Raw genomic sequence first — 24,834 nt, forward strand, 5'->3', positions numbered from 1 at the left:
CCGCTGGACCCCTCCCGGATCGTTGCCCCCGACTTCGACGGATACCCGGAACGCTTCGAGCGCAGCGCGGCCTCGGCGTGGGTGGAACCGAAACTCGTCCTGGAGGGGGCCCGGGGGTGCTGGTGGGGCGAGAAACACCACTGCACCTTCTGCGGGCTGAACGGTTCGTTCATGACCTTCCGCAGCAAGAGCCCGGAGCGTTTCCACGAGGAACTGGTCACGTTGGCCGGGCGACACCGGATGCTGGACGTGTACCTGGTGGACAACATCCTGGACATGGAGTACCTGCGCACACTGCTGCCCTGGATCGCCGACTCGGGACACGACTTCAGGATCCAGTGCGAGATCAAGTCCAACATGCGTTACGAGCAGCTGCGGGAACTCGTACGGGCCGGGGTGGTGCAGGTGCAGCCGGGCATCGAGAACCTGAGCTCGCGCGTGCTGGACATCATGAAGAAGGGCGTGGGTGGCTGCCAGAACGTGCGGATGCTGCGCGACGCCCGCTCGCTGGGGCTGACGGTGATGTGGAACTTCCTGTACGGGTTCCCCGGGGAGAAGGAGGAGGACTATCTCCCCCTGTTGGACCAGTTCCCCGCCCTGGCCCACCTGCCCCCCATGGACGGCGCGAGCCGCATAGCCCTGGAGAGGTTCAGCCCCTACTTCAACGTTCCGGAGCTGGGGTTCCCGGAACGCTCCCCCGACGAGCAGTACGCCATCACCTACGACCTGCCTCCGGAGGAGCTGGCCGAGCTCGCCTACCTGTTCGAGACACCCCCGGCGGGCATCGGCGGACAAGTGGAGCGGGAACTGCTGCACGCGGTGGGGGAGTGGTCGCGGGCCCATTCGCGCAGCTGGCTGAAGTACGTGGACTCGGGCGAGGAGATCGTGGTCCTCGGTGACCGGCCCGGTTTCCCCGAGACGGAGCTGGTGCTCACGGGCTCCTTCGAGACGGAGCTCTTCCGCACCCTCGCTCGTCCGCGTTCGGCGGACTACCTGAGACGTCGTTTCGGGCAGGACGCGAAGCTGGCGACCAAGCTCGACGAATGGGCGGCCTCGGGACTCGTGTTCACCGAGTCCGGTGAGTACGTGCACGTGGTCGCCGAGGACAACAACCAGGAACTGCTTCAGCTTCGTTGATCCGTCGACTCCCCGGAGGGTGTACGTGAGGGTTCTGCTGCGCGAGTCCGCGAGCTCCTCGGTGGCCGTCAGGTCACTCGGCACCGAGGTGGTGGGCAGCGATCCGGTCACCCAGGCCGCCGAGCTGTTCGGGGCCGGGGTGCGCGGTGTGGTCCTCCGGGATCCCGTCCGTCTCGGAGAGGGAGCCGATCCCGCGCCGCTGACGCTGCTCCGGGAACTCGGCGCCTGGGGGGTCGCCTGCCGGTGGGAACTGCGCGTCGAGGAGACGGGTTTCGACTGGACGGTGCTGTCCCATCTTCCTCCACCGGAGCGGGCCTCGGGGGCGGTCCGGGTGGACGTCACCACCTGGGCCGAGTCCTGGTTCCCGTGTCGGTGCGTCCAGCGGGAGGGGCCGGGTTTCCTCCAGATCCGGGACAGGAGGGGCGCGGCCATGGAATGCTACACGGTGAGTGATCCGGAGCTCGTCCGTGCGGCGCGCCTGCTGGCGGACGGAGCCGCCCCGAGCGGGATCGCTTCCGAGGCACGGGAGCGGTTCGCGGCCGGTGGGCTCCTCGTGCGGCTGGGCTCCCTGGAGTGGTGGGCCCCCGCGCGGGTCCGTCGCTGGCCGGTACCGGCGATGGCGGTGTGATCCACCGTCCGTCGTGAGTAGTGCGGAAGGCGTGAAACGGTGAGCGGTGCCCCGGAGGATCTCGCGGAGCGACCTGTTCACGGAGTGCGTGGGGAACCGTTCCGGCGGTTGCTGACCACCTGGACAGCCACGTCGGTGGCCGACGGAGTGCGTGCCGCCGCCCTGCCGTTGTACGCGGCGGTCAGCACCCGCGACCCGGTGTCCGTCTCGGCCGTGGCGGCGGCCGAGGTGGTGCCGTGGCTGCTGATCGCGCTGCCCGCCGGGGCGCTGGTCGACCGGATGCGGTGTCGCGGCACGCTGGTGGCGGCGCACTCCTTCCGTGCCGTGGTGACCCTGCTGCTGGTGTGGTTCGTCCACAGTGGCCAAACGGGAACGTTCGTACTGCTCGGCTGTGCGTTCCTGCTCAGCAGCGCGGAGACGTTCGCCGACTCGGCGACGCAGTCCCTGCTGGTCTCGGCAGCCGGTGAGCGGGAACTGGAACGGGCCAACGGACGTTTCGTGGGGGCGGAGACGATCGGGGTGGAGATCGCCGGCCCGTTGGCGGCGGCGGGGCTGTTCGCCTGGCGGCCCGAGCTGTGTTTCGCGGTGACGGCGCTGGCCTTCGGTTTCGCCGCCGTGTGGATACTGCGGGTCTCCCCCGAGGTCGAACCGGTGCGCGCGGCGGAAAGGCGTTCGATGGCCGGGGAGATCCGTCAGGGTGCGGTTTTCGTGCTGAGCAGCCCCGGTCTGCGCGCGGTGGTGGGCACGGTGGGATTGGTGGCGCTGCTGACCAGTGCCGTCAACGCCATCGCGGTGTTGTTCGTGTTGGAGTCCCTCGGGCTCGCCCCCTCGACGGTGCCCACGCTGCTGGTGTGCACGGCGGCCGGCACGCTGGTGGCCTCGCGGACGACGGCGGGACTGTCCACCCGTTTCGGCGGGGCCCCGGTGATGACAGGGGCGCTGCTCGTGCTGGCCGGGGGAGTGGCCGCGCTGGAACTGGTGCGGCTTCCCGGCGCCGCGTGGGGGGCCTACTTCCTCATGGGATTCGGGGCGGGGACGTGGAACGTGCTGTCCTCGGCCAACCGACAGCGGCTGACTCCGGGGCCGATGATGGGGCGGGTCACCAGCGCCTACCGGGTGTTCGCCTGGGGGCTGATGCCGTTGGGGGCGGCAGCGGCCGGGCCGCTGGCCGAGGTCACCTCCCCGGCCACGGTGATCGTGGTGGCGGCGTTGTCGATCGCCGTGGTCGCCGGGTTCTGCGCCCCCGTGCTGCGCAGATCCCTGCCCTGACCGCGTCCGAACTGTCCGCCGGGCCGTTCGGGAAAACCCTCAGCCCGACGGCCCGACCTACTCCTCCATGAGGGTGGCCGCCACGGTGGCTCCCAGTTCCCAGCACGCCTCCAGCGTCTCCCGGCCGGGTTGGCCCGTGGCGTCCACCGGTTCGGCGGCCTGCTTCCACCCCAGGCCGGTGGTGATGGAGCGGATCGCCTTGAACGCTCCCTCGGTGCCCTCGTTGCCGTGCACGTAGCAGCCGAACGGCCTGCCGCCGGTGGCGTCCAGGCACGGGTAGTAGACCCGGTCGAAGAAGTCCTTGAGCGCACCGGACATGTACCCGAGGTTGGCCGGGGTCCCGAGCAGGTAGCCGTCGGCGGTGAGCACGTCGTTCGCCGTGGCGGCCAGCGCCGGTTTGCGCACCACCTCGACACCCTCGATCTCGTCGGTGGTGGCGCCCTCCACCACCTTCTCGAACATGGCCTGCATCCCCGGTGAGGGAGTGTGGTGGACGATCAGCAGAGTTGACACGGTCCCGAGGATGCCCGGCGGCGACCTCGGGGTGCAACGGGCCCCGTGCCACGCGGCACCGTCGCGGGCCCGCTCACCCCGCGACCAGCGCGCGCACCTCCGCGTCGAGCGCGGACATCCGTGTTCTGGCCCGTCGCCGGGAGGAGGCCAACTCCGCGCCGGAAGCCGGCGAGGCGACCGGCTCCGTCGTCTGCAGGTAGCACTTGAGTTTCGGCTCGGTGCCCGAGGGGCGCAGCACCACCCGCAGCCCCGCCGCGCTCTCGGCACTCCGCAGCACCAGCACGTCGGCCTCGGGAAGCAGGTCACGCGTGTGCACCGGGATTCCGGCCAGTTCCCGGGGAGGGGCGTCCCGGAGTCGTCGCATCACCTCGGCGGTTTCGGAGATCCGCCGCACCCGCACGGACAACTGCGCGGTCTCGTGCACCCCGTGCCGCCTCTCCAGCTCGTCCAGGCGGTCCAGCAGGGACAGTCCACGCGACCGGAGGGTGGCCGCGAGGTCGCACGCCAGCACCGCCGTGGACAGGCCGTCCTTGTCCCGCACCCACTCCGGGTCCACGCAGTGCCCCAGGGCCTCCTCGTAGGCGTAGACCAGTCCGGTGGCCGCTCCGTCCCCCGCGCGCATCAGCCACTTGAACCCGGTCAGCGTTTCGTCGTACCGGACACCGTGCTCGGCGGCGATCGCCGCGAGCATCGTCGAGGAGACGATGGTGGTGGCCACCAGCGGGTCGCGCTTCTCCGGCCCCAGCCCGGCGAGCACGTGCTCGCCCAGCAGCACGCCGGTCTCGTCCCCGCTCAGCATCCGCCACCGCCCGTTGGGCTCCCGCACACCGAGGGCACACCGGTCGGCGTCCGGGTCGAGCGCCACCGCCAGGTCGGCCTCGACCCGGCTGGCCAGCCCCAGCACGGCGTCGGTGGTTCCCGGTTCCTCCGGATTCGGGAACCGCACGGTCGGAAACCCGGGGTCGGGCTCGCGTTGTTCGGCGACGAGGTGCACGTCGGTGAAACCCGCCAGGTGCAGCGCGTACCGCAGTGGTTCCGCCCCCACACCGTGCAGGGCGGTCGCGGCCACCCGCAGCTCGCGGACGTCTCCCCTCGGCAACGTCTCCACCCGGGCCAGGTAGTCGTTGAGTGCCCGGTCGTGGTAGCTCCAGCCGGCGGAGCGCTCGACCTCCCGCGCCGGGCCGACCGCGGCGATCCGTTGCTCGATCTCCTCGTCGAACGGGGAGACCAGGGGGACCCCGCCGGCGAGGTAGACCTTGTATCCGTTGTCCGCGGGAGGGTTGTGCGAGGCGGTGATCTGCACCCCGGCCACCGCCCCCTGGGAACGGGTGGCGAAGGCCAGCACGGGGGTGGGAAGCGCCTCGGGCAGCATCAGCACCCGGAACCCCGCCGCGGCGAACACCTCGGCCGCGTCCTCGGCGAACCTCGGTGACCCGTGGCGGGCGTCGTGGCCGACCACCACCGTGCCCGGGCCCGCGCGCTCGGCCAGCCAGGCGGCCAGTCCGGCCGTGGTGCGCACCACCACGGCACGGTTCATCCCGTTCGGACCGGCACGCACCGGCGCCCGTATCCCGGCCGTGCCGAAGCCCGGCGGCCCGGCCATACGGCCACGGAGTTCGGTGAGGGCCCGCTCGTCCTCGGACTCGGCCGCCTCCAGCAGTTCCCGCAGCTCCGCGCGGTCCTGTTCGTCGACGTCGTCGTCGGCCCAGCGCAGCGTGCTCTCGCGCAGTTCGGTGTCCCTCGTCATGGGCAACTCGCCCTTCGTCCGGGAGGCGGCACGGTCGGAGTCAGGCCCGTTCCGCCAGTGAACGCAGCAGTCCTCCCATGCGGGAGGCGGAGGCCCGTCCCGCCTCCAGGACCTCCTGGTGGTTCAACGGTTCCCCGGTCATACCGGCGGCGAGGTTGGTGACCAGGGAGAGGCCGAACACCTCGGCTCCGGCCGCGCGTGCGGCTATCGCCTCCTGCACGGTGGACATGCCGACCAGGTCGGCCCCGAGGGTGCGCAGCATCCCGATCTCGGCCGGAGTCTCGAAGTGCGGGCCGGGCATACAGGCGTAGACCCCTTCGGCGAGGGAGGGGTCGATCTCGCGGGCGATCGCACGCAGCCGTTGTGCGTACAGGTCGGTGAGATCGACGAAACGCGCCCCCACCAGCGGAGAACGGCCGGTCATGTTCAGGTGGTCGCTGACCAGCACCGGCTGGCCCACGCTCATGTCCGGGCGCAGCCCTCCCGCCGCGTTCGTCAGCACCACGGTCCGGCAGCCCGCGGCCGCGGCCGTGCGTACACCGTGGACGACCTTGTCCACCCCGCACCCCTCGTAGAGGTGGGTTCGGCCGAGCAGCACCAGCACACGCTTGTCGGCGATCGGCACGGAGCGCACCCTGCCGGTGTGTCCGACGGCCCCGGGGGCTTCGAAACCGGGCAGTTCGGACATGTCCAGTTCGGCCTCGGCGGCGCCGAGCTCCTCGGCGGCCGGCTGCCACCCGGATCCGAGCACCACCGCCAGGTCGTGCCGAGCGACGCCGGTGCGTTCCGCGAGCACACCCGCCGCGCTGCCGGCCACCGCCGTCGGGTCGGGGTTCTCCGATGCTGTGGAAGAAGTCACGGTGGGCAGCCTAACGAACGATCCGGTGTGGAGCTCGCGGCTCACCGGCCACGGGGGTCACAGCGCCCGGAAGCTCGACGCGACCCGCTCGAGGAGCCTGCGGGCCTGGGATCGCTGCGGGGCCGTGGCTCGGACGATCCACAGGTCCCCCTTGTGGGGGATCATGAGTGCCGCGGTGAAGCGTCGGAGCGGCTCCGATCCCGGATCACGCACCCCGTACGAGGTGGTCCGGTACACCAGTCTCCGCTCGGGGGAGTGTTCCCGCGACAACGCCGTCCGTTCGTCGGAGAACACTCGCAGTTCCCCGTAGGGAGTGTTGTACTTCGCCCACAGGGCGTCCAGATACTCCTGCTCGGTGTAGCCCCGCTTGTAGTAGTCGCCGAAGCGTTGGACGGCGATCTCCTGCCTGCCGTTCGGGGAGATGCGGTGCTCGGTGATGCTCCTGGTGGGCGGTCCCTGGCTGTAGCCCTGGAAGGACGCCCACTCCTCGGGTACGGGCATCCGGTAGCTTCCCCCACCCCCGTCCCCGCGGTGCGTGAGCCGCCCCTCGAACGATCGCAACGGCACCAGCTCCGGGCGTGGTGCTCCCTGTTGGGGGGAGCTCTGCGGCAACAGCGGACGGTCGGTGAGGACCCTGGTTCCCAGGAAGGCCCCACCCGCCGAGCAGAGGAACACCACCAGCGCCCCGACGGCGAGGAGCGTGACCCCCAGTCGGGAACGCCTCCGTCGGGGAACGGGGGAGGGGGTGAACGGCAGCGGCCCCGGGTCCGCCGCCAGCGGTGCGGGCTCCTGCTCCCCCTCCGGGGCTCCGGGACCTTCGGTCCCTCCGGGGGTGTGTTCGGCGGCGTCCCGACTGCCCCCCGGTGCCGCCTCCGTGGAGCCGGACTCCGTCGAGCCCTCGTCAGCGGTCGGGGACGGGGACTCCGGGAGTTCGACCATCGGGGTGCGTTCGGTGGGCGGTTCGTCCGGGAGCAGGTGCGCGAACGGTTCCGCCCCCGGCTCGGGCAGCAGGGGCTGCACGTGTCTGCGCACCTCCCGCAGCGACATCCTGCGCTGGGGGTCCTTGACCATCAGTCCGGAGACGACCTCGGCCACCGGTCCGCCCCTGGTGGGGGCGGGAACGGGACCGTGCACCACCGCGGTGATGGTCTCCACCGGGTTGTCGTCGCTGTCGTAGGGAGGTCGTCCCTCCGCGGCCGCGAACAGGGTGGCTCCGAGTCCCCACAGGTCGGCGGCCGAGGTGACCTGTTCCCCCGCGGCCACCTCGGGGGCGATGAACGCCGGGGTGCCCAGCATGATCCCGGTTCTGGTGAGGGTCGGTTCGGCGATGTTGCGGGAGATGCCGAAGTCGCTGAGCTTGACGAGCCCGTGGGAGGACAACAACACGTTGCCCGGTTTCACGTCCCGGTGGACCACCCCGGAGCGGTGCGCGGTGTCCAGAGCCGCGGCCACCGCGTCGGCCACCACGGCCAGCTGCTGGTCGTCGAGAGGGCCGTTCTCGCGGACGATCTCGGCCAGACTCCGCGAGGGGACCAGCTCCATGACGACGAAGGGTTCCTCGCCTTCGCGGGCGACGTCGTAGAGCGTGACCACGTTCGGATGGGTGACCACGGCTATCGCCCGGGCCTCCCGCAGGGTGCGTTCCCGTATCTCGTCGGCCTCCTCGTCGGGAATCCCCTTGGGGAGGCGCACCGCCTTGACGGCGACCGGTCTGCGCAGCAGCTCGTCCGTACCGGACCATACGGAGCCCATGGCACCGCCACCGATCCTGGTGTGCAACCGGTAGCGGCCGCCGATCAGACGGCCTGCCACGGGCTCGTCGGGTTCGGGCTCAACGTCTGGCACACCCGTATTGTCCATCAACCGGCAGACGTCCCGTCGCACGTGGGCAGTGGCCTCACCGGCGACGTCGTCGCCCGGATCCGGCGGGAGGTGGCGTTAACAGGGGTGAACTTTCTTACCCCGCCCCGTTCGTCCCGTTCCGGCGAACCCCGCTCCGCAACGACCGTGTGCTGCCACAACGGTTCCCGTGTCGGGGCAGCCACGGTGTCCGACACGCGGGATCGACGGGTGGGTAGCTCCCGTGGCGGATAGGTTGGACACCGATCGGGGCATTCCGGTGCGTTCCGGACGGTCGAACTCCTTCCCACGAGCGGGTCCGCCCGGACACCGGAAGGTGGGCGGGAGCGCGACACGCCGGAACGGGTTTCGTCGTGGTGAGTCCGTCCCGGGTGACGAACAATCCCGGATGTCCGTACCGCAAGGAGCCGCACGGGGGAGGTGGTCGTGCTCGTACTGGTGGCCGCACACCTGTTCGCGGCGCTGGTGCTGCCCGTGGCGACCCGTCGGCACACCCGCATCGCGTTCGCGGTGGCCGCGCTTCCCCCCGCAGCGGCGCTGTGCTGGGCGCTCGCCCACACCATCCCGGCGTTGGCGGGTCGTCCTCCGGAGGAGTCGGTCGTCTGGTCGGGCCCGTTGGCCCTGGAGTTCGCCTTCCGCCTGGACGCGCTGGCCCTGACGATGACGCTGCTCGTCTCGGGAGTCGGGGCTCTGGTGCTGCTGTACTCGGGCCGCTACTTCGAACCGGGTGGTGGCGACGCCGCACGGTCGGCTCCGCTGCTGCTGGCCTTCGCGGGGGTGATGCTCGGGCTGGTGTGGTCGGACGACCTGCTCGCGATCTACGTGTTCTGGGAACTGACCACGATCTGCTCGTTCCTGCTGGTCGGACAGTCCGGTGTGAGCAGAAGCTCCCGCAGGGCCTCCCTGCAGGCCCTGCTGGTCACCGCCCTGGGCGGGTTGGTGATGCTGCTCGGTTTCATCGTGCTGGGCGAGGCCGGAGGCACCTACCGGGTGTCCGAACTGGCCCAGCAGCCGCCCACCGGCGCACCGGTGGCGGTGGCCACCGGTCTGATCCTGGTGGGAGTGTTCACCAAGTCCGCGCAGTTGCCCTTCCACAACTGGCTGCCCGCGGCGATGGTGGCACCCACGCCGATCAGCACCTACCTGCACGCCGCCTCCATGGTCAAGGCGGGGGTCTTCCTGCTGGCGAGGCTGACGCCGGTGCTGGGCGGAGTGGGTTTCCTGCCCGCCACCACGGCCGTGTTCGGGATCGCCACGATGCTCGTGGGTGGTTGGCGGGCCCTGCGCGAGCACGACCTGAAGCTGCTGCTGGCCTATGGAACGGTCAGCCAGCTCGGCTTCCTGACCGTGCTGGCCGGTGCCGCGACCCCGCTGGGAGCGCTGTCCGTGGCCGCGATGCTGCTGGCCCACGGCCTGTTCAAGGCCACGCTGTTCCTCGTGGTGGGCACTGTGGACCACCAAACGGGTACCCGGGACCTGCGGGAACTGTCCGGGGTGGCCGGCAGGCTCCCCCTGGTGACGACCGTGGCCGTGGTCGCGGCCCTGTCCATGGCCGGTCTGCCCCCGACCGTGGGCTTCGTGGCCAAGGAGGCCGCCTTCGAGGCCTTCCTCGGTGGGCAGGGAGGATTCCTCGTCGGGATCGGACTGGTCCTCGGCTCGGTGCTGACCGTGGCCTACAGCGTCCGACTGCTCTGGGGAGGTTTCGCCGGCAAACCGGGAGTTCCCACCAGCACGGCTTCCGCGGCGCCGATCGGGCTGTGGCTGCCCGCCGCGGTGACCGCCTGCGGGGGGCTCGTCCTGGGAATCGCCTACCCGGTGACCGACGCGCTGGCCGCCGCCTACGCGGAGCAGACCTTCGGCCACCCCGCCGAGTACCACCTCGCCCTCTGGCACGGGCTCACCCCGCCGCTGTGGTTCTCCGCGCTCACCCTGCTCGGGGGGCTGACGCTGTTCCTGCTGAACGACAGGGTGCTCGGGATCCGCGAGCTGCTGCCCACCCACCTGCCGGACGCCCAGCGCGGCTACGAGCGGGTCATGGGGGGACTGGAACGGTTGGCTGTCGGGGTGACCGGACGGGTGCAGGTGGGGTCCCTGCCCACCTACCTCGCGATCATCCTGCTCACGGTGCTGCTGGTTCCCGGGACGGTGATGGCGTTCCGGGACACCCCGGTCGAACAGCTCCGGGGCTGGGACAGGGTGCTACAGGTTCCGCTGGCCCTGGTGATCCTGATCGCGGCGGCCGGAGTGGTGCGCGCCACGCGCCGCATGACCGCGGTGCTGCTCGTGGGAGTGATCGGCTACGGCATCGGCGGCATGTTCGTGGTCGGCGGAGGCCCCGACCTGGCGCTGGCCCAGTTCCTCGTCGAGACGCTGACCCTGGTGGCCTTCGTGCTGGTGCTGCGCAGACTGCCCGCCCGGTTCACCGAGACCAGGTCCTCCCCGGGGGTGCAGCTGCCGAAGGTGCTGCTCTCCGTGGCCGGGGGTGTTTTCGTGGCCTTCTCCGCACTGGTGTTCAGCTCGGCCAGGAACGCCCCGTCACCGGTCAGTCAGGAGTACCTGCGACGTGCTGAGGAGGAGGCCTCGGCTACCAACGTGGTCAACGCGATCATCGTGGACTTCCGGGCCTTCGACACGGTCGGGGAGATCTCCGTGCTCGCCGTGGCGGCCACCGGTGTGGCCAGTCTGGTGCTCACCGCGCGGAGCGCGCGTCGTCGACGCAGACGCCCCGTGGAGCGGGGAAGTGCCCAGGCCGCCTCCGGTGGAGGCGTGGTCGGTGGCAGTGATCCGGAGGTGGCCGAATGACCGAACACCGACCCGGTTCGTGGGACCCGGCGTCCACGGAACCGTGGTTCCGCTCGGACGCCCCGGCCGAGCGGTGGCTGCTGTCCGGCTACAGCCGTGACACCAGGGAACGGACCATCCTGCTCGAACTGCTGGTGCGGGTGGTGTTTCCCACCGTGCTCGTCTTCTCGCTCTACCTGCTCTTCGCGGGGCACTACCGGGCGGGCGGAGGGTTCAGTGGTGGCCTGGTGGCCGGGCAGGCCTTCGTGCTCCGTTATCTCGCGGGTGGGCGTGTGGACGACAGTTCCCCCTTTTCCATACGACCTCCCGTGCTGATCGGGGTGGGGCTGACCATCGCGGTGCTCACCGGTTTCGTGCCCGTGCTGTTCGGGGCGGCGGTGCTGGAGAGCGGTGCGGTCACGCTCATGGTCCCGGTGCTGGGCAAAGTCAAGCTGGTCAGCAGTCTGCTGTTGGACGTGGGGGTGTACCTGCTGCTCGTCGGCGTGGTGCTGGAGCTGCTGCGGACGTTGGGCTCCGGAATCGAGGCGGACATGGTCGCCGGAGAAGGGAGACGCCGATGACCACCGTGAACCTGACGATGGCCGTCGTGCTCGGAGGGTTGTACGCGGCCGGTTTCTACCTGTTGTTGCAACGCTCCCTGATGCGTGTGCTGCTGGGGATCGTGGTGCTCGGCCACGGTGCCAACCTGCTGTTGCAGCTCGCCGGGGGAGCGCGGGCGGGCCGGCCGCCGATGCTGGGGGAGAGCCCGCTGTCGGAGATGTCCGACCCCTTTCCCCAGGCGATGGCGTTGACGGCCATCGTCATCACCTTCGCACTGACCACGTTCCTGCTCGCCCTGGCCTACCGGGGGTGGGTGTTGCTCGGGCACGACGAGGTGCAGGACGACGTGGAGGACCGCCGGATCAGGAGACTGGAGAGCAGGTTGGCCGAGGAGAGCGTCGAGGAGGCCGAACGGGAGTTGGAGTCGGAGGCCACCCGGTGAGTGTGCTGGTCGCGGTTCCGGTGCTGCTCCCGCTGGGGGCGGCGGGGCTCTCGATGGCGTTCGGACGTTTCGCCGACATCCAACGTTGGCTGGGCCTGCTGGTGCTCGGGGTGATCGTGGTGGACGCGGCGGTGTTGCTCCACGTCGCCGACGTGCACGGTCCGGTGGTGCTGCACCTGGGCGGCTGGCGCGCGCCGGTGGGCATCGCCCTGGTGGCCGACCGGCTGGCCGCCCTGCTGTTGCTGGTCAGCGTGATCGTGATGTTCTCCGTGCTGCTCTACTCGATCGGCCAGCGCATCACCGACTACGGGCGTGGCACGGCGAGCACCACCTTCCACCCGATCTACCTGGTGCTGTGCGCGGGAGTGTCCCTGGCCTATCTCACGGGGGACCTGTTCAACCTCTTCGTGGCCTTCGAGATCATGCTGGCGTCCTCCTACGTCCTGATCACCAGGAGAACCACGGCCAACCGGGTCCGGGCCGGGATGACCTACACGATAGTCAGTCTGTCCTCCTCGGTGCTCTTCCTGACGCTGATCGGGCTGGTCTACGCCGCCACGGGCACGGTGAACCTCGCCGATCTCGCGGAGCGGACGGACCGGCTCCCTCCGGGACCGGCCACCGCGCTCGCCCTGTTGATGGTCATCGTGTTCGGGGTCAAGTCGGCCATGGTGCCGCTGCACTTCTGGCTTCCGGACAGCTATCCCAACGCCCCGGCCCCGATCACCGCGATCTTCGCCGCGCTACTGACCAAGGTCGGTATCTACGCGATGATCCGCACCCAGATCCTGGTCTTCGAACGGGAACCGAGCTGGCCGCTGATGCTGGTGTTCGCGCTGGCCACGATGCTCGTCGGCGCGTTGGGGGCGCTGGCGCAGAACGACCTCAACCGGCTGCTGTCCTTCCTGCTGGTCAGCCACATCGGGTTCATGCTGTTCGGCCTCGGGGTCTACGACGTGGCCGGCCTGACCGGGGTCATCCTCTACATTGTGCACCACATCACGGTGCAGGCGACGTTGTTCCTGGTCAGCGGTCTGGTCACGCGCTACACCGGCACGGTCGCGCTGAGCAGGATGGGAGGACTGGCCGGGATCTCCCCGTTGGTGGCGGTGCTGTTCGCCGTGCCCGCGCTCAGCCTCGCCGGTGTTCCCCCCTTCTCGGGGTTCGTCGCGAAACTGGCGCTGCTGCGTTCCGGGATCGAGGTCGGCACCTCCTGGGGCTATGCGGTCACCGCGGGGGCGGTGCTGACCAGTCTGCTCACGCTCTACGCGGTGGCGCGGGTGTGGACCAGGGTGTTCTGGGGGAAACGACGGGAACCGGAGGGCGATCCCGACCACACCGACGAGCTCGTCGTCGGGACGGGTGACACCTCCCGGGGGATGGTCTATGCCACCGGGGTGCTGGTGGGGGCCACCGTGCTCGTCGCCGTGCTGGCGGGCCCGCTCTCCGCCGTGAGCGAGCGCGCCGCGATCGACCTGCTCAGCGGGCAGGCCTACCGCAGCGCGGTGCTGGGAGGTGGTTCCGGTGGCTGAACACGCGATCCCGCCCCGGAGCTCCCGGCCGGGCGGGGAGCACGTCGTCAGCGCACGACACCCCCTGCGGCGGTTGGTGCGCAGAATTCCGCTGCTGGCGTGGTTGGTGCTGGTGTGGCTGCTGTTGTGGGGCACCTACGATCTCGGTACGACGCTCTTCGGGGTGCTGGTGGGAGTGCTCGTGACGGGGTTCTTCCCCGCCCCGCCGATAGTCACCGACATCAGGCTGCGTCCCTGGGGGATCGTGCGTCTGGTGGTGCGGCTGGCGTGGGACCTGGTCGTTTCCACCGCCCGGGTGGCCTGGCACGCGGTGGTCCAGGGCCCCCGGGCGCGCGCGGCCATCGTGGAGGTGAGACTGGTCACCGACTCCGACCACCTGATGGCGATGGTGGCGAACGCGGTGTCGTTGGCCCCGGGGAACTTCGTGTTGCAGTTGGACCGGGCGAACAGGATCTGCTACGTCTACGCGCTCGGCTGTGGCCGGGACGCTTCCGAACGGGTGCGTCGTGAGGTGCTCGCCTGGGAGCGCAGCGTGGTTCGCGCGGTCGGTACCGCCGAGCAGGTGCGTCTGGTGGAGCGCACCCACCGTGGTGTGGAGGTGGACTGATGGGCGTGGTGTTCGCGGTGGTCTTCGGGCTGCTGTGCCTCGCGGCGCTGTTGAGTCTGGTCCGACTGCTGTGGGGAGCCACCAGTCTGGACCGCATCGTGGCGCTGGACGTGTTCGTCACCCTGATCGTCGCCGCCACCTGTGTCGGGATGGGTATGAACCGGGACGGTTCGAATATCGCGCTGGCGGCGGCTTTCGCGCTGCTGGCGTTCATCGGTTCGGTCAGCGCGGCCCGTCTGGTGGAGAAGAAGGAGTCGCACCGATGAGTTGGGTGGACCTGTTCTCGGGTATATGTTTGATATCGGGTGCGGCGTCCTGTCTGTTCGGTGCTATAGGATTGCTCACTTTTCCCGACGTGGCCGCGCGACTACAGGCGGCCACGAAACCGCAAACACTCGGATTGATCCTGATACTGATCGGCAGTGCGGTGCGGTTGGAAGCGCGTGACGCTTCCGGGCTCATTCTTGTGGGATTGTTCCAGGCGCTGACGGCGCCGGTTTTGGCGCAACTGGTGGGACGTGCCGCTTATCGGGCGGGTAGTGTTCGGGAGGAAACACTGGACGTTGATCACCTCGCGCACCGGATCGAGCGGGAACGTCGGCGCGGTTTGTGAGCGACGACATTTCCGTGTTTCAACTGCATATCATTTGGCTGCGGTGTTTCACATTCGAAGGAAGAGTGTTTACCGTGGTTCGCTGTGACATGCGGTTCGCACTGGGGTAGCCACGCTCGTGGCCGAACGCGTCCGTTGCGATCTTTGGTTGCTTGCGGCGCAGTCGGCAATTGTGCCGACACTGTGCGCTGGAAAGGTGACGTACGGTAATGAAACAGTACCTGAAAGAGCACACGAATCCGCCGGTCTTCCTGACCTCGGCGGTCGTGGTGGTGGCTTTCGTGCTCTGGGGCGTGCTCGCTCCGGGCAATCTCGACGAGGTCGCCGGCAACGTCAACAGCTTCATCACGACGAACTTCGGGTGGCTCTACATCCTGTCGGCCACCTTCTTCGTGGTCTTCGTGCTGGCGATCATGTTCAGCCGCTTCGGCACGATCCGCCTCGGCCCGCCCGAGTCACGGCCGGAATACAGCAACCTCGCCTGGTTCGCGATGCTGTTCACCGCCGGTATGGGTATCGGGCTGGTGTTCTACGCGGTGAGCGAACCGATCACGCACTTCACCGGCCCGCCGGTCGGGGAACCCGGTACGCCGGAGTCCGCCCAGCGTGCGATGAACTTCACGTTCTACCACTGGGGGCTGCACCCGTGGGCCATCTACATCGTCCTCGGGCTGGCGCTGGGCTACTTCGCCTTCCGCAAGGGACTGCCGCTGCGTCCCTCCGCGGCCTTCTACCCGTTGATCGGTGAGTGGGTGCACCGCTGGCCGGGCTACATCGTGGACGTGCTGGCGGTGTTCGGCACGCTGTTCGGTCTGGCCACCTCGCTGGGGCTGGGCGGAAGCCAGGTCGGTGCCGGGCTGAACGCGGTGTTCGGTGTGGAGAACACCACCATGTTGCAGGTCATCCTGATCCTGGCGATCACGGCGATCGCCGTGGTCTCGGTGATGCTGGGCATCGACAAGGGCATCCGGAACCTGTCGCTGATCAACCTGTGGCTGGCGTTCATCCTGATGCTGTTCGTGTTCTTCTTCGGGAACTCCCTGAACCTGTTGAACATGATCGCCAGCAACGTGGGCTACTACCTCCAGCACCTGCCGGAGATGAGCTTCCAGACCTTCCCGAACAACGGCAACGGCACCGCCCAGGAGTGGCAGGCCGGCTGGACGTTGTTCTACTGGGGCTGGTGGATCGCCTGGTCCCCCTTCGTGGGCATGTTCATCGCCCGCATCTCCTACGGGCGCACCATCCGCAACTTCATCGCCGGTGCGCTGTTCGCTCCCGTGGGCGCCTCCTTCGTGTGGCTGAGCATCTTCGGCAACACCGCGCTGAGCCACCTGCTGGGCAGGCAGGACCCCACCACCGGGGAGCTCGCCGAGGCGAGTTCGAACACGGCGATGTTCAGGTTGCTGGAACAGCTTCCGGTGGCCACGATCGTGGCCACACTGGCCTCGGTGCTGGCCATCATCGTGGTGGTGCTGTTCTTCGCCACCTCCTCGGACTCCGGTTCGTTGGTGGTCGACATCCTCACCAACGGCGGTGACCCCAACCCGAAGTGGCAGCAGCGGTTGTTCTGGGCGATCTCCGAGGGTGTGATCGCCTGTGTGCTGCTCGCCGTCGGTGCCCTCTCCGGCACGAACGCGCTGAGCGCGTTGCAGACAGCCTCCATCGTCACCGGGTTGCCGTTCTGCATCGTGCTGCTGCTGCTGTGTGTGAGTCTCGTCAAGGCGCTCAACCAGGAAAGACCCAACCTGGTGACCCAGCGTGAGCCCAGCCCGCTTCCGGGGCTGCGGACGAGTTCCGCGCGGGCCGTGGCCGGAACCGGAGCACGCGGCGGTGACTCCGAGGGGGCCGAGGAGACCGTGCGGGAGTGACCGACTCCGAGCGGAGGAGTCCTTCCTGACTCCTCGGTGGACGGTTGGCGTGACCGTCCGTCCCGTCGACACGGTGGGGTCCGGTGCAGCAGCATCGGACCCCACCTTTTTGTGTTTCCCCTGAAAGGAGGCGCTGTCATGGTGTTCGGTCTCCGTTTTGGGTCTTTTCGCGATTGATCCGTTACTCTTGGTACTTATTGTGCGTCGACGGTCACTCCTAGGCGTGACTTCTTGTGGAGGCGTGGTGTCAGCCATGCGAGATACCCGGACACCGGACGAGACGGTCCCGCGCGGTGCCCGAGCGCGGGCGAGTTCTCCCGTCGGCCCCCTGCTCCGTCCCCTCCTGTCCGGACTGGTGCTCACCTGGTGCGCGTTGTTCCCGGCCGCGGCAGCGGCCGAGCCTCACCCGGCGGGGTCGACGCGGGCCCCGACCGTGCCCGTGGAGCGGTCCGCCGCGACTGCCGCACAGGAGAGTGTGACCGGTGTCTCCGGGAGCACGGACGGCCGCGAGCCCCCGGAGACCGTCGTGTACGCGGAGGAGGCCCCGGAGAACGCCTCCGAGCAGGACCGGCGCTACGTCATCGGTGCCGTCGGCGTGGGGCTGGTGGTGCTGGTGTTGTTCGTGCGCAGACAGCGGGGCAAGGAGTCCATGGTGACGCGGTGGCGCAAACGCAGCTGAGTGCCTCGCCGCGTGGTTCGCCGAGGTGGGGACCGCCGGTGGTGGCGTGGGTAACAGAACTCGCGGTCTGTTTTGTGTGAATTTTCCGTCACGTGGACTAGACCTGAAGAAAAACGTGTGGGAGCTTCACAGTCGACGGAACGTGTGGTGACCCACGGACGCCTGAGTTCCGTCGGTCACCATTCGACTTCGGGCCCAGGCCCGGAGATGTGGGTCGGCACCGGGAAGCCCCCCGACCGGTGCCGATCCACCCGATCCCGCGCGGAGCCGGTGGGTGCCGCTCGGCGCCCACCGGAGTTCGGTCGCCGCGAATTCCTCCTCCCGTTCGGCGCTCGGATCGTACCGGTGAGCTATCCGGTGTTCTCCAGAACCGGCGACGCCCGCCCCGGTGGTGCACTATGGGCGACAAATGAGAACCGATTCCCCGCACTCTCCCGAATTCCACGGTGGGCGGTCCCACGACGGGCGTCCCGAACCGCCGGTCTCCGCCGAACACTGGCGTCAGGCGGTGTCGCGTCACCGTGACCGGCTGCTCGGCATCTCGCACGAGCTGCACGCGTATCCGGAAACGAGCTTCGCCGAGCACCGTGGTGCGGAGCTGCTCGTCACGGCACTGGCCGAGTACGGCTTCCGTACCACCGCCCCGGTGGCCGAGTTGGAAACCGCCTTCACCGCCGAGTACGGATCCGGTGAGTTCGTCGTCGGTCTGTGCGCCGAGTACGACGCCCTCCCCGAGGTCGGGCACGCCTGTGGACACAACATCATCGCCGCGGCCTCGGTGGGAGCGGCACTGACGCTGGCCGAGTACGCCGAGGAACTGGGGATCACCGTCCGGGTGCTCGGTACCCCCGCCGAGGAGACCGGCGGCGGCAAGATCCACATGCTGGAGAGGGGCCTGTTCGACCCGCTGGCCGTGGCGCTGATGGTGCATCCGGGACCGACCGAGGTGTGCGCCCCCCGTTCGTTGGCGATCACCGACCTGCGCGTGTCCTACACCGGACGTTCCGCGCACGCGGCGGCGGCTCCGGAGCTCGGGGTGAACGCGGCGGACGCGGCGACGGTCGCGCAGGTGGCCGTGGGGCTGCGACGCCAGCACCTGGAGAGCGACCAGATGGTGCACGGGATCGTGACCGACGGGGGAGCGGCACCGAACATCGTTCCCGAACGGAGTTCTCTGGAGTACAACCTCCGAGCGGCCGACAGGGAGTCCCTCGACCGTCTGGAACGCCGGATGCGGGCCTGCTTCGAGGCGGGCGCCACCGCCACCGGCTGTTCCGTGGAGGTCGTGCGGCTCTCCCCGGTCTACACCCAGCTCGACACCGACGAGTGGCTCACCGAGACCTACCGTGCCGTGGCCCGGGAACTGGGACGGGACGTGGCTGAGCGGGAGCGGGAACGCGAGGGCATCATCGGCAGCACCGACATGGGCAACGTGAGCGCCCGGGTCCCCTCGGTGCACCCGATGATCGCGCTGGAGTGCGGGGAAGCGGTCAATCACCAGGCTGAATTCGCGGCGGCCTGCGTGTCGGACTCGGCGGATCGGGCCGTGCTCGACGGCGCGGCGGCGTTGGCGTGCACGGCGGCGCGGGCGTCCGCCCACCCCGAGCAGCGCGAGCGTCTGCTGTCGGCCGCCGCGGATCGAACCACTTCCCCGGTCCGGCGGTCGCCGGACCGGCTCTCCGATGCTGGAGGCGTCTCGTGACCGCGTTGGATTCTCGTGGACCGGACACCCACGGTAGCCGTTCCGTGCTCGACACGGCCGATTCGGTCACCGGTGCGCTCGACGACACCGGATCGGTGCGGCGGGAGTCCGTGTCCACCGCGCCGGAACCCGCTCGGGAGGAGAGCATGGGGGGCGTGCGCTCCGGCGTGACGGACCTCGGTGCCGGCCGTGGGCCCGGATGGTTGGACGAGTGGCTCGCGGCCAATGCCGAACGTGTCGTGGAGTGGCGCAGGAAGCTGCACTCCGAGCCGGAACTGTCCCGCGCCGAGCACCGCACGACCGCGTGGCTCGCCGAGCGGCTCACCGCACTGGGGCTGCGCCCCCGCGTGCTGCCGGTCGGCACCGGCCTGGTCTGTGACCTGGACAACGGTGCGGACAGCGACCGTACGGTGGCGTTGCGGGCCGACATCGACGCGCTTCCGTTGACGGAGACGAGCGGGGTGTCCTTCGCCTCGAACGAGGCGGGGGTGGCCCACTGCTGCGGTCACGACGCGCACACCGCGATCCTGCTGGGCGTGGCCTCGGCACTGACCACGGCCCCCCGGCTTCCGGGCCGGGTACGGTTGATCTTCCAACCGGCCGAGGAGGTCATGCCCGGTGGAGCGTTGGACGTGCTGGCCGCCGGCGGGCTCGATGGGGTGGAACGCGTCTTCGGTCTGCACTGCGACCCGCGTCTGCCGGTCGGCACGGTGGGCACGCGGATCGGTGCGTTGACCTCGGCCAGCGACCTGCTCGAGATCCGACTGGACTCGCCGGGCGGACACACCTCCCGGCCGCACCTGACCGGGGATCTGGTGCACGCGCTGGGAACGCTGATCACCGGTCTGCCGACCTTGCTCTCCCGCCGGGTGGATCCGCGTACCGGCACGGTGCTCGCCTGGGGAGCCGTGCACGCGGGCCAGGCCGCCAACGCCATCCCCAGGGAGGGGACGCTGCGTGGCACGCTGCGTACCGGGGACCGGGACACGTGGGCCGAGCTGGGACCGCTGGTGCGTGAGCTGGTCCAGGGGTTGTTGTCCCCGCTGGGGGTGGAGTTCGACCTACAGCACCGGCGCGGGGTTCCTCCGGTGGTCAACGACGCCGAGAGCACCCGGCTGATGCGGGCCGCCGTGGGGGAGGCGCTCGGTGAGCAGGCGCAGAGCGGGACTCCCCAGTCCTCGGGTGGTGAGGACTTCGGGTGGTACCTGGAACACGTCTCCGGTTCCTTCGCACGCCTGGGGGTGGCCGGGGAACACACCCGTAGTACGGATCTGCACCAGCCCGACTTCGAGCTGGACGAACGCGCGCTGCCCGTGGGGGTGCGCACCATGGTGCACACCGCTCTGGCCGCCCTCAGCCGGTAGCGCGAGTACGGCGGAGAAGAACTCACCCGTTCGGGATGTATCCGTGGCGGGGGCCGCGCCCTCCTACGGGTATGGAACGAACGGGTATGGAACGAACGGAACGGAACCGGGCCGAGTCCACGCTCCGACAGCGGATGGGCGGCGCCGCGACCCACGCCGAGGCGTGCCGCCGTCTGGGGGGACGGGAGGAACTACGCCGTGCACTGTCCACGGGAACGCTGGTGAACCTCTGGCCGGGAGTGGTCGTCCTGGCCGAGGAGGTGGACGATCCGGCCACGAGGGCGCGGGCCGCTCTGCTGCGGGCCGGCCCCGAGGCCGTGCTGTCCGGCCTGACCGCCCTGGCGGTGCACGGGTGCCGGGCCGCGCTCTCCCGCGTCACGTACGTGACGGTCCCGTACCACCGGCAGGTGCGTCGTGCCCCCGGGCTGGTGGTGCGTCAGAACGGCGTTCGCGAGGGCGAGGTGGTGGAACTCGACGGGTTGCCCACACAGGTGCTCGACCTGGCGCTGACCGAGGTGCTGTGCACGGCCGAGGAGCAGCGTGCGGTGAGCTGTCTGCGTCAGGTCGCGTCCCTGCCGTCGGGAACGGAGGGGCTGTGGGCCCTGGTGGAGCAGCGACTCCGCGTACGGCGGGACCGTCGGGGGACGCGGCGGGCGCGTGCCCTGTTGCGGACCGTTCCCGGAGTGCTCCGCCGCCACGCCCGGCCGGCGGAGCACCCCGACTCCTCCCGCTGAGGATGTTCCGCCGTGGCGGTTCGGTCAGGGCCCCACGTTGGTGCAGGGCTTGGCACGCAGTTTCTCCACGTAGTCCGCCGGGGCTCCCGCCGCCTCGGCGGCGTCGGCGATCAGGCCGAGATAGCGTGCCGAGGGCAGACCCCCCTCGTAGGCGTCCAGGACGTAGAGCCAGGCGAGCGTGGGGCCGTCGAGGGTGTGGATACGCACCCGCAGCTTCTTGTGGAGACCGAGTTCCGCCCCCTCCCAACTGTCGAGTCGTTGCTCGTCCTCGGGGCTGACGTCGTAGAGCACGGTGAACACGTGCGAGCCGGGCTCTTCGACGATGGTGGCCAGCGCACCTTCCCAGCCCAGGTCCTCACCTCCGAAGGTGAGGCGCCAGTCCATCAGCCACCCTGTCCCCGCCACGGGGGAATGGGGGGCGCGTTCGACCATCCGAGCCGGATCCATGTTGGATCCGTAGGCTGCGTATAGCGGCACGGCTCACAGGGTAACCGTGCTGGTGGCCGTTGTCCCTCACCGTGTGGTGTTGGGATTGCGTCACGTTTCGTGCCGTGCCCGGCCGGAGTTTCCGTGCTGCGGTGAAACCGCCGGACACACGACTGGGGGTGGGTCGTGGTCGTGCTCGTTCCGCCCTCGGTGCCCGTCGCGCGGTGCGTCGTCACTCCGGAACGGGGCGTGGTCGGTACCGGTGACGTGTTCGTCGGACACGGCGGCGTACCGTTGACCCGGTGGGCGTGAGCCCGGAGACGAAGGGGTGTGCGAGTGGTCTATACCTTTTTGCGGTGGGATGCACCCCCCTCCGCCCGCGAGGGAGTCTCGGAGGACCCGGCTCACGCGGTACCGCCGAGGAACGAATCGGGCGCGCACAACGCGGAACCGGTTTCGTGATCGTGTGCCGTGCCGCCGCCGGCGGCCGCTCGGCCACCATCTGACCAACTCCCGGACGGATCCTAGGAGGAGAGCGAAGTGACCCGCATCGTAATCATGGGAGGCGGGCCCGCGGGATACGAGGCAGCCCTCGTGGCCGCGCAGAACGGAGCGGACGTCACGCTGGTCGAGGCGGAAGGACTGGGCGGTTCCTGCGTGCTCTACGACTGCGTCCCGTCGAAGACCTTCATCGCCTCCGGGGGTGCGCGCTCCTCCATCCGCGACGTCCAGGAACTCGGGATCCGTGTCAAGGAGGGAGCCACCGATGTGGACACCTCCGTGGTCCACGGCCGGGTGAAGGGGCTGGCCCTGGCCCAGTCCGCCGACATACGCTCCCGGGTGCACCGCGAGGGAGTGCGCATTCTGGGGGGACGCGCCCGCTTCGTCGACGAGTCACCGGGGCTGGCCCGCCACCGCATCCGCGTGGACCTCGGCGACGGCGGTTACGAGGAACTGGTCGCCGACATCGTGCTGATCTCCACGGGCGCCACCCCGCGCATCCTGCCCGGCGCCCAGCCCGACGGGGAGCGGATCCTGACCTGGCGTCAGCTCTACGACCTGCCCGAGCTTCCCGAACACCTCGCCGTGGTCGGCTCCGGAGTCACCGGCGTCGAGTTCGCCTCCGCCTACGCGGAGATGGGGGTGAAGGTCACCCTGGTCTCCAGCAGGGACCGCGTGCTGCCGCACGAGGACGCCGACGCGGCCGCCGTGCTGGAGGAGGTCTTCTCCGAGCGGGGAGCCAGCGTGGTCAAGCACGCCAGGGCGGAGCGGATCGACCGCACCGACTCCGGTGTGCTCATCCACCTGGCCGACGGGAGGCAGCTCGAAGCCAGTCACGCCCTGATGACCGTCGGTTCCGTGCCCAACACCTCGGACATCGGTCTGGAACGGGTCGGCATCGAGGTGGACCGCTCCGGCTACATCCCGGTGGACCGGGTCTCGCGGACCAGCGCGACCGGGATCTACGCCGCCGGGGACTGCACCGGAGTGCTGCTGCTGGCCTCGGTGGCGGCGATGCAGGGTCGGATCGCCATGTGGCACGCCCTGGGGGAGGGAGTGTCCCCGATCAAGCTGAAGACGGTGGCGGCCAACGTGTTCACCCACCCGGAGATCGCCACCGTGGGAATCAGTCAGCAGGCCATCGAGTCCGGCGAGGTGCCCGCCCGCAGCGTGGTGCTGCCCCTGTCGGGGAACCCGAGGGCGAAGATGGAGGGCGTGCGCCGTGGTTTCCTCAAGGTCTTCTGCCGTCCCGCCACCGGCGTGGTGGTCGGTGGTGTGGTGGTGGCCCCCAACGCCAGCGAGCTGATCCTCCCGCTGGCGCTGTCGGTGCAGAACCAGGTGACGGTGGAGGACCTGGCGAACACCTTCTCGGTGTATCCCGCGCTGTCCGGATCGTTGACCGAGGCGGGGCGCCAGCTGATGCGACACGACGACCTCGACTGACTCCACCCCCACCCGAGAGCCGGAGGGGATCATCCGTGCGTGACAGGCCGGTGCTCGTCTACGACGGTGACTGCGGATTCTGCACCCGCAGCGTCCGCGTGGTGGACCGTCTTCCCGTTCGGGTGAGCGCGATCCCCTGGCAGGAGGCAGACCTGGCCCGGCTCGGGGTCACCGAAGGACGTGCTCGACACGAGGTTGTGCTCGTGGAACCGTCCTCGGGGCGGGTCCACGGCGGGGCGGCGGCGGTGGCCGCACTGTTGCGGCGCTGCCGGGGTCCACTGCGACTGCTGGGAGGAGTGCTGGCCCTGCCGGGCGTGGCCACTGTGGCCGAGTGGGTGTACCGGGTGGTGGCCGACAACAGGCACCGACTGCCGGGGGAGACCCCGGCCTGTCGGCTACCCCCGGAACGCAGGCCCGGGCAGGGCGGAAACCACCGGTAGCGCCGAGTCCGCCGGGGACGGTGCCGAGGACCCGCCGTGGGGCGGCGAGCGTCGTGCGACCGAGCGTGGACAATGCTCGGGGAACCACTCGTGGTTCTCACGGAACGGTCGGGGCAGGAGATTCGGGAAGTGTTTCGGAGCAGACGCCGGAGGAAAACGCCGTCCTTCCCTGAGGACGATCCCGGCGAACAGCGGAACTCGCCGTGGGCGATTCTCGGGGTTCTCGGGCTGGTTTTCGGTGTCGTACTGGTCACCGCCCTGGCCAAACCGGAGGGGCTGTTCCCGGACGAGCCGCCGGAACGGTCGAGCACGGCCGCCCCGCGGGCACGGGACGGAGCCCCGCAACGGATCGAACCCGCGGGCAAGCTGGAGCACAACCCGGTGACCGACCGCTCCCTCCGCTTGGCCGAGGTGGAGTGCGAGCTTCCGGAACTCACCGAGACGCGGGAGCGGATGCTGGACTACTACCGCCGGGCCGTGGAGTGCCTGGACCGGGCCTGGAGCGACGTGCTCACCGGTGCGGGAGTACAGCGGCGCACCCCTCGGGTGAGCCTGGACTCACAGGCCCCCGACTGTCGGGAGAGGTCGGAGGAGCGCGGTCGTCCCACGGCCTTCTACTGCTCCGGAACGATTCACCTGCCCAGGCAGTGGGTACTGGCCGACCTCGGCACCAGGGAGGAGTCCCACCTGATGCTGTTGGCCCACGAGTACGGACACCACGTCCAGCACCTCTCCGAGATCATGCGGGCCTCGGCCGTGCGCCGGGGTGGGGCCCCCGGCGACGACCCGAAGACCCTCCGGCTCGTCCGGAGGTTGGAGCTGCAGGCCGAGTGCTTTGCCGGGATGTTCATGGCCCGCCTCGCCGAGACCCCGGCGGGTGACGCCGCGGTCGTCGAGCGCCTCGTGACCGCTCCGGGCAGTACGAAGATGACGAACACCCACGGATCGCCGGACAACCAGCGGCGCTGGAGGGAGGCCGGTTACCGGCGGGGCAACACCGGAGCCTGTGACACGTGGTCGGCCCCGGAGTCCGCCGTCCGGTGAGGGCGCGAGCACCTTCGGAGGGGCGCGCTGGCGTGGTGGTACGGCGGGAAAAAGGAGTGACCGCGGCAGTCGCGTTGTCGC

General features: G+C 69.8%; 23 protein-coding genes. 18 read left to right on the forward strand and 5 right to left on the reverse strand.

Annotated elements, in window-relative coordinates; all coding sequences use genetic code 11:
* From CEP50_RS15335 to CEP50_RS15345, 3 genes are all read left to right on the forward strand, one after another.
* A partial coding sequence (locus CEP50_RS15335; protein ID WP_146134816.1) for a RiPP maturation radical SAM C-methyltransferase occupies positions 1-1,137 on the forward strand: 1,137 nt, incomplete at its 5' end.
* 25 nt (positions 1,138-1,162) lie between these two features.
* Positions 1,163-1,765, forward strand: coding sequence for a DUF5825 family protein (locus CEP50_RS15340; RefSeq protein WP_106114641.1), 603 nt, complete (start codon positions 1,163-1,165; stop codon positions 1,763-1,765).
* 39 nt (positions 1,766-1,804) lie between these two features.
* Complete coding sequence (locus CEP50_RS15345) at positions 1,805-3,034, forward strand: MFS transporter (protein ID WP_106114642.1); 1,230 nt, start codon at positions 1,805-1,807, stop codon at positions 3,032-3,034.
* Between the two features lie 57 nt (positions 3,035-3,091).
* Here CEP50_RS15345 and CEP50_RS15350 read toward each other — a convergent pair whose 3' ends face one another.
* The 4 genes from CEP50_RS15350 to CEP50_RS15365 all read right to left on the reverse strand — a co-directional run bounded on the left by CEP50_RS15350 (position 3,092) and on the right by CEP50_RS15365 (position 7,998).
* A complete protein-coding gene (locus CEP50_RS15350; RefSeq protein WP_106114643.1) occupies positions 3,092-3,547 on the reverse strand; it encodes a flavodoxin family protein in 456 nt (151 codons plus the stop codon).
* 73 nt (positions 3,548-3,620) lie between these two features.
* On the reverse strand, positions 3,621-5,294 hold the full coding sequence (locus tag CEP50_RS15355) for a phospho-sugar mutase (protein ID WP_106114644.1): 1,674 nt from the start codon (positions 5,292-5,294) through the stop codon (positions 3,621-3,623).
* A gap of 40 nt (positions 5,295-5,334) precedes the next feature.
* Positions 5,335-6,111, reverse strand: a complete 777-nt coding sequence (locus tag CEP50_RS15360; protein WP_106114645.1) for a purine-nucleoside phosphorylase — start codon at positions 6,109-6,111, stop codon at positions 5,335-5,337.
* Between the two features lie 99 nt (positions 6,112-6,210).
* Positions 6,211-7,998 carry a serine/threonine-protein kinase gene (locus tag CEP50_RS15365; RefSeq protein ID WP_258175295.1) on the reverse strand — a complete coding sequence of 596 codons (1,788 nt, stop codon included), beginning with the start codon at positions 7,996-7,998 and terminating at the stop codon, positions 6,211-6,213.
* Positions 7,999-8,439: 441 nt separating this feature from the next.
* Between CEP50_RS15365 and mbhE the strand changes: the two genes are divergently transcribed.
* The 12 genes from mbhE to CEP50_RS15425 all read left to right on the forward strand — a co-directional run bounded on the left by mbhE (position 8,440) and on the right by CEP50_RS15425 (position 20,899).
* Positions 8,440-10,815, forward strand: a complete 2,376-nt coding sequence (mbhE, locus tag CEP50_RS15370) for a hydrogen gas-evolving membrane-bound hydrogenase subunit E (RefSeq protein ID WP_106114647.1) — start codon at positions 8,440-8,442, stop codon at positions 10,813-10,815.
* Entirely contained in the window at positions 10,812-11,375 is a 564-nt protein-coding gene (locus CEP50_RS15375) for an MnhB domain-containing protein (RefSeq protein WP_106114648.1), read from the forward strand. Before mbhE ends, CEP50_RS15375 begins: the two co-directional genes overlap by 4 nt.
* The gene (locus CEP50_RS15380; protein ID WP_106114649.1) at positions 11,372-11,797 is read left to right on the forward strand and encodes a Na(+)/H(+) antiporter subunit C; all 426 of its coding nucleotides are present in this window, start codon (positions 11,372-11,374) and stop codon (positions 11,795-11,797) included. The genes CEP50_RS15375 and CEP50_RS15380 overlap by 4 nt, the downstream gene beginning before the upstream one ends.
* Positions 11,794-13,329: a Na+/H+ antiporter subunit D gene (locus tag CEP50_RS15385; protein WP_106114650.1), complete on the forward strand. Its 1,536-nt coding sequence runs from the start codon at positions 11,794-11,796 to the stop codon at positions 13,327-13,329. The genes CEP50_RS15380 and CEP50_RS15385 overlap by 4 nt, the downstream gene beginning before the upstream one ends.
* Positions 13,322-13,936: a Na+/H+ antiporter subunit E gene (locus CEP50_RS15390; RefSeq protein WP_181188409.1), complete on the forward strand. Its 615-nt coding sequence runs from the start codon at positions 13,322-13,324 to the stop codon at positions 13,934-13,936. The genes CEP50_RS15385 and CEP50_RS15390 overlap by 8 nt, the downstream gene beginning before the upstream one ends.
* Positions 13,936-14,202 carry a monovalent cation/H+ antiporter complex subunit F gene (locus CEP50_RS15395; RefSeq protein ID WP_106114651.1) on the forward strand — a complete coding sequence of 89 codons (267 nt, stop codon included), beginning with the start codon at positions 13,936-13,938 and terminating at the stop codon, positions 14,200-14,202. The genes CEP50_RS15390 and CEP50_RS15395 overlap by 1 nt, the downstream gene beginning before the upstream one ends.
* The gene (gene mnhG, locus CEP50_RS15400) at positions 14,199-14,549 is read left to right on the forward strand and encodes a monovalent cation/H(+) antiporter subunit G (RefSeq protein WP_106114652.1); all 351 of its coding nucleotides are present in this window, start codon (positions 14,199-14,201) and stop codon (positions 14,547-14,549) included. Before CEP50_RS15395 ends, mnhG begins: the two co-directional genes overlap by 4 nt.
* Positions 14,550-14,758: 209 nt before the next feature.
* The gene (locus tag CEP50_RS15405) at positions 14,759-16,420 is read left to right on the forward strand and encodes a BCCT family transporter (protein WP_106114653.1); all 1,662 of its coding nucleotides are present in this window, start codon (positions 14,759-14,761) and stop codon (positions 16,418-16,420) included.
* 253 nt (positions 16,421-16,673) lie between these two features.
* Complete coding sequence (locus CEP50_RS15410) at positions 16,674-17,099, forward strand: hypothetical protein (protein WP_106114654.1); 426 nt, start codon at positions 16,674-16,676, stop codon at positions 17,097-17,099.
* A gap of 409 nt (positions 17,100-17,508) precedes the next feature.
* Positions 17,509-18,801 carry a M20 family metallopeptidase gene (locus CEP50_RS15415; RefSeq protein WP_219905506.1) on the forward strand — a complete coding sequence of 431 codons (1,293 nt, stop codon included), beginning with the start codon at positions 17,509-17,511 and terminating at the stop codon, positions 18,799-18,801.
* The gene (locus CEP50_RS15420; protein WP_106114655.1) at positions 18,798-20,165 is read left to right on the forward strand and encodes an amidohydrolase; all 1,368 of its coding nucleotides are present in this window, start codon (positions 18,798-18,800) and stop codon (positions 20,163-20,165) included. The genes CEP50_RS15415 and CEP50_RS15420 overlap by 4 nt, the downstream gene beginning before the upstream one ends.
* Before the next feature lie 86 nt (positions 20,166-20,251).
* Entirely contained in the window at positions 20,252-20,899 is a 648-nt protein-coding gene (locus tag CEP50_RS15425; protein WP_106114656.1) for a hypothetical protein, read from the forward strand.
* Between the two features lie 24 nt (positions 20,900-20,923).
* On the opposite strand, the gene CEP50_RS15430 is transcribed toward CEP50_RS15425, so the two are convergent.
* Positions 20,924-21,376: a gamma-glutamylcyclotransferase gene (locus tag CEP50_RS15430; RefSeq protein WP_026449257.1), complete on the reverse strand. Its 453-nt coding sequence runs from the start codon at positions 21,374-21,376 to the stop codon at positions 20,924-20,926.
* A 489-nt stretch (positions 21,377-21,865) separates the two neighbouring features.
* On the opposite strand from CEP50_RS15430, the gene CEP50_RS15435 reads away from it, so the two are divergent.
* The 3 genes from CEP50_RS15435 to CEP50_RS15445 all read left to right on the forward strand — a co-directional run bounded on the left by CEP50_RS15435 (position 21,866) and on the right by CEP50_RS15445 (position 24,753).
* Positions 21,866-23,269 (forward strand): NAD(P)H-quinone dehydrogenase, encoded by a 1,404-nt coding sequence (locus tag CEP50_RS15435; protein WP_026449256.1) that lies wholly within the window; start codon positions 21,866-21,868, stop codon positions 23,267-23,269.
* Between the two features lie 35 nt (positions 23,270-23,304).
* A complete protein-coding gene (locus tag CEP50_RS15440) occupies positions 23,305-23,709 on the forward strand; it encodes a thiol-disulfide oxidoreductase DCC family protein (RefSeq protein WP_106114657.1) in 405 nt (134 codons plus the stop codon).
* Between the two features lie 129 nt (positions 23,710-23,838).
* Entirely contained in the window at positions 23,839-24,753 is a 915-nt protein-coding gene (locus CEP50_RS15445) for a neutral zinc metallopeptidase (RefSeq protein WP_106114680.1), read from the forward strand.
* Positions 24,754-24,834: the final 81 nt, after the last annotated feature.

The organism is Actinopolyspora mortivallis (assembly GCF_003001495.1).
GTDB classification, from domain to species: domain Bacteria; phylum Actinomycetota; class Actinomycetes; order Mycobacteriales; family Pseudonocardiaceae; genus Actinopolyspora; species Actinopolyspora mortivallis_A.

Coding starts and splice junctions, on each gene's coding strand:
- CEP50_RS15355 (WP_106114644.1), bottom strand. CDS start 5,294: ATGACGAGGGACACCGAACTGCGCGAGAGCACGCTGCGCTGGGCCGAC.
- CEP50_RS15375 (WP_106114648.1), top strand. CDS start 10,812: ATGACCGAACACCGACCCGGTTCGTGGGACCCGGCGTCCACGGAACCG.
- CEP50_RS15380 (WP_106114649.1), top strand. CDS start 11,372: ATGACCACCGTGAACCTGACGATGGCCGTCGTGCTCGGAGGGTTGTAC.
- CEP50_RS15395 (WP_106114651.1), top strand. CDS start 13,936: ATGGGCGTGGTGTTCGCGGTGGTCTTCGGGCTGCTGTGCCTCGCGGCG.
- mnhG (WP_106114652.1), top strand. CDS start 14,199: ATGAGTTGGGTGGACCTGTTCTCGGGTATATGTTTGATATCGGGTGCG.
- CEP50_RS15405 (WP_106114653.1), top strand. CDS start 14,759: ATGAAACAGTACCTGAAAGAGCACACGAATCCGCCGGTCTTCCTGACC.
- CEP50_RS15410 (WP_106114654.1), top strand. CDS start 16,674: ATGCGAGATACCCGGACACCGGACGAGACGGTCCCGCGCGGTGCCCGA.
- CEP50_RS15415 (WP_219905506.1), top strand. CDS start 17,509: ATGAGAACCGATTCCCCGCACTCTCCCGAATTCCACGGTGGGCGGTCC.
- CEP50_RS15425 (WP_106114656.1), top strand. CDS start 20,252: ATGGAACGAACGGAACGGAACCGGGCCGAGTCCACGCTCCGACAGCGG.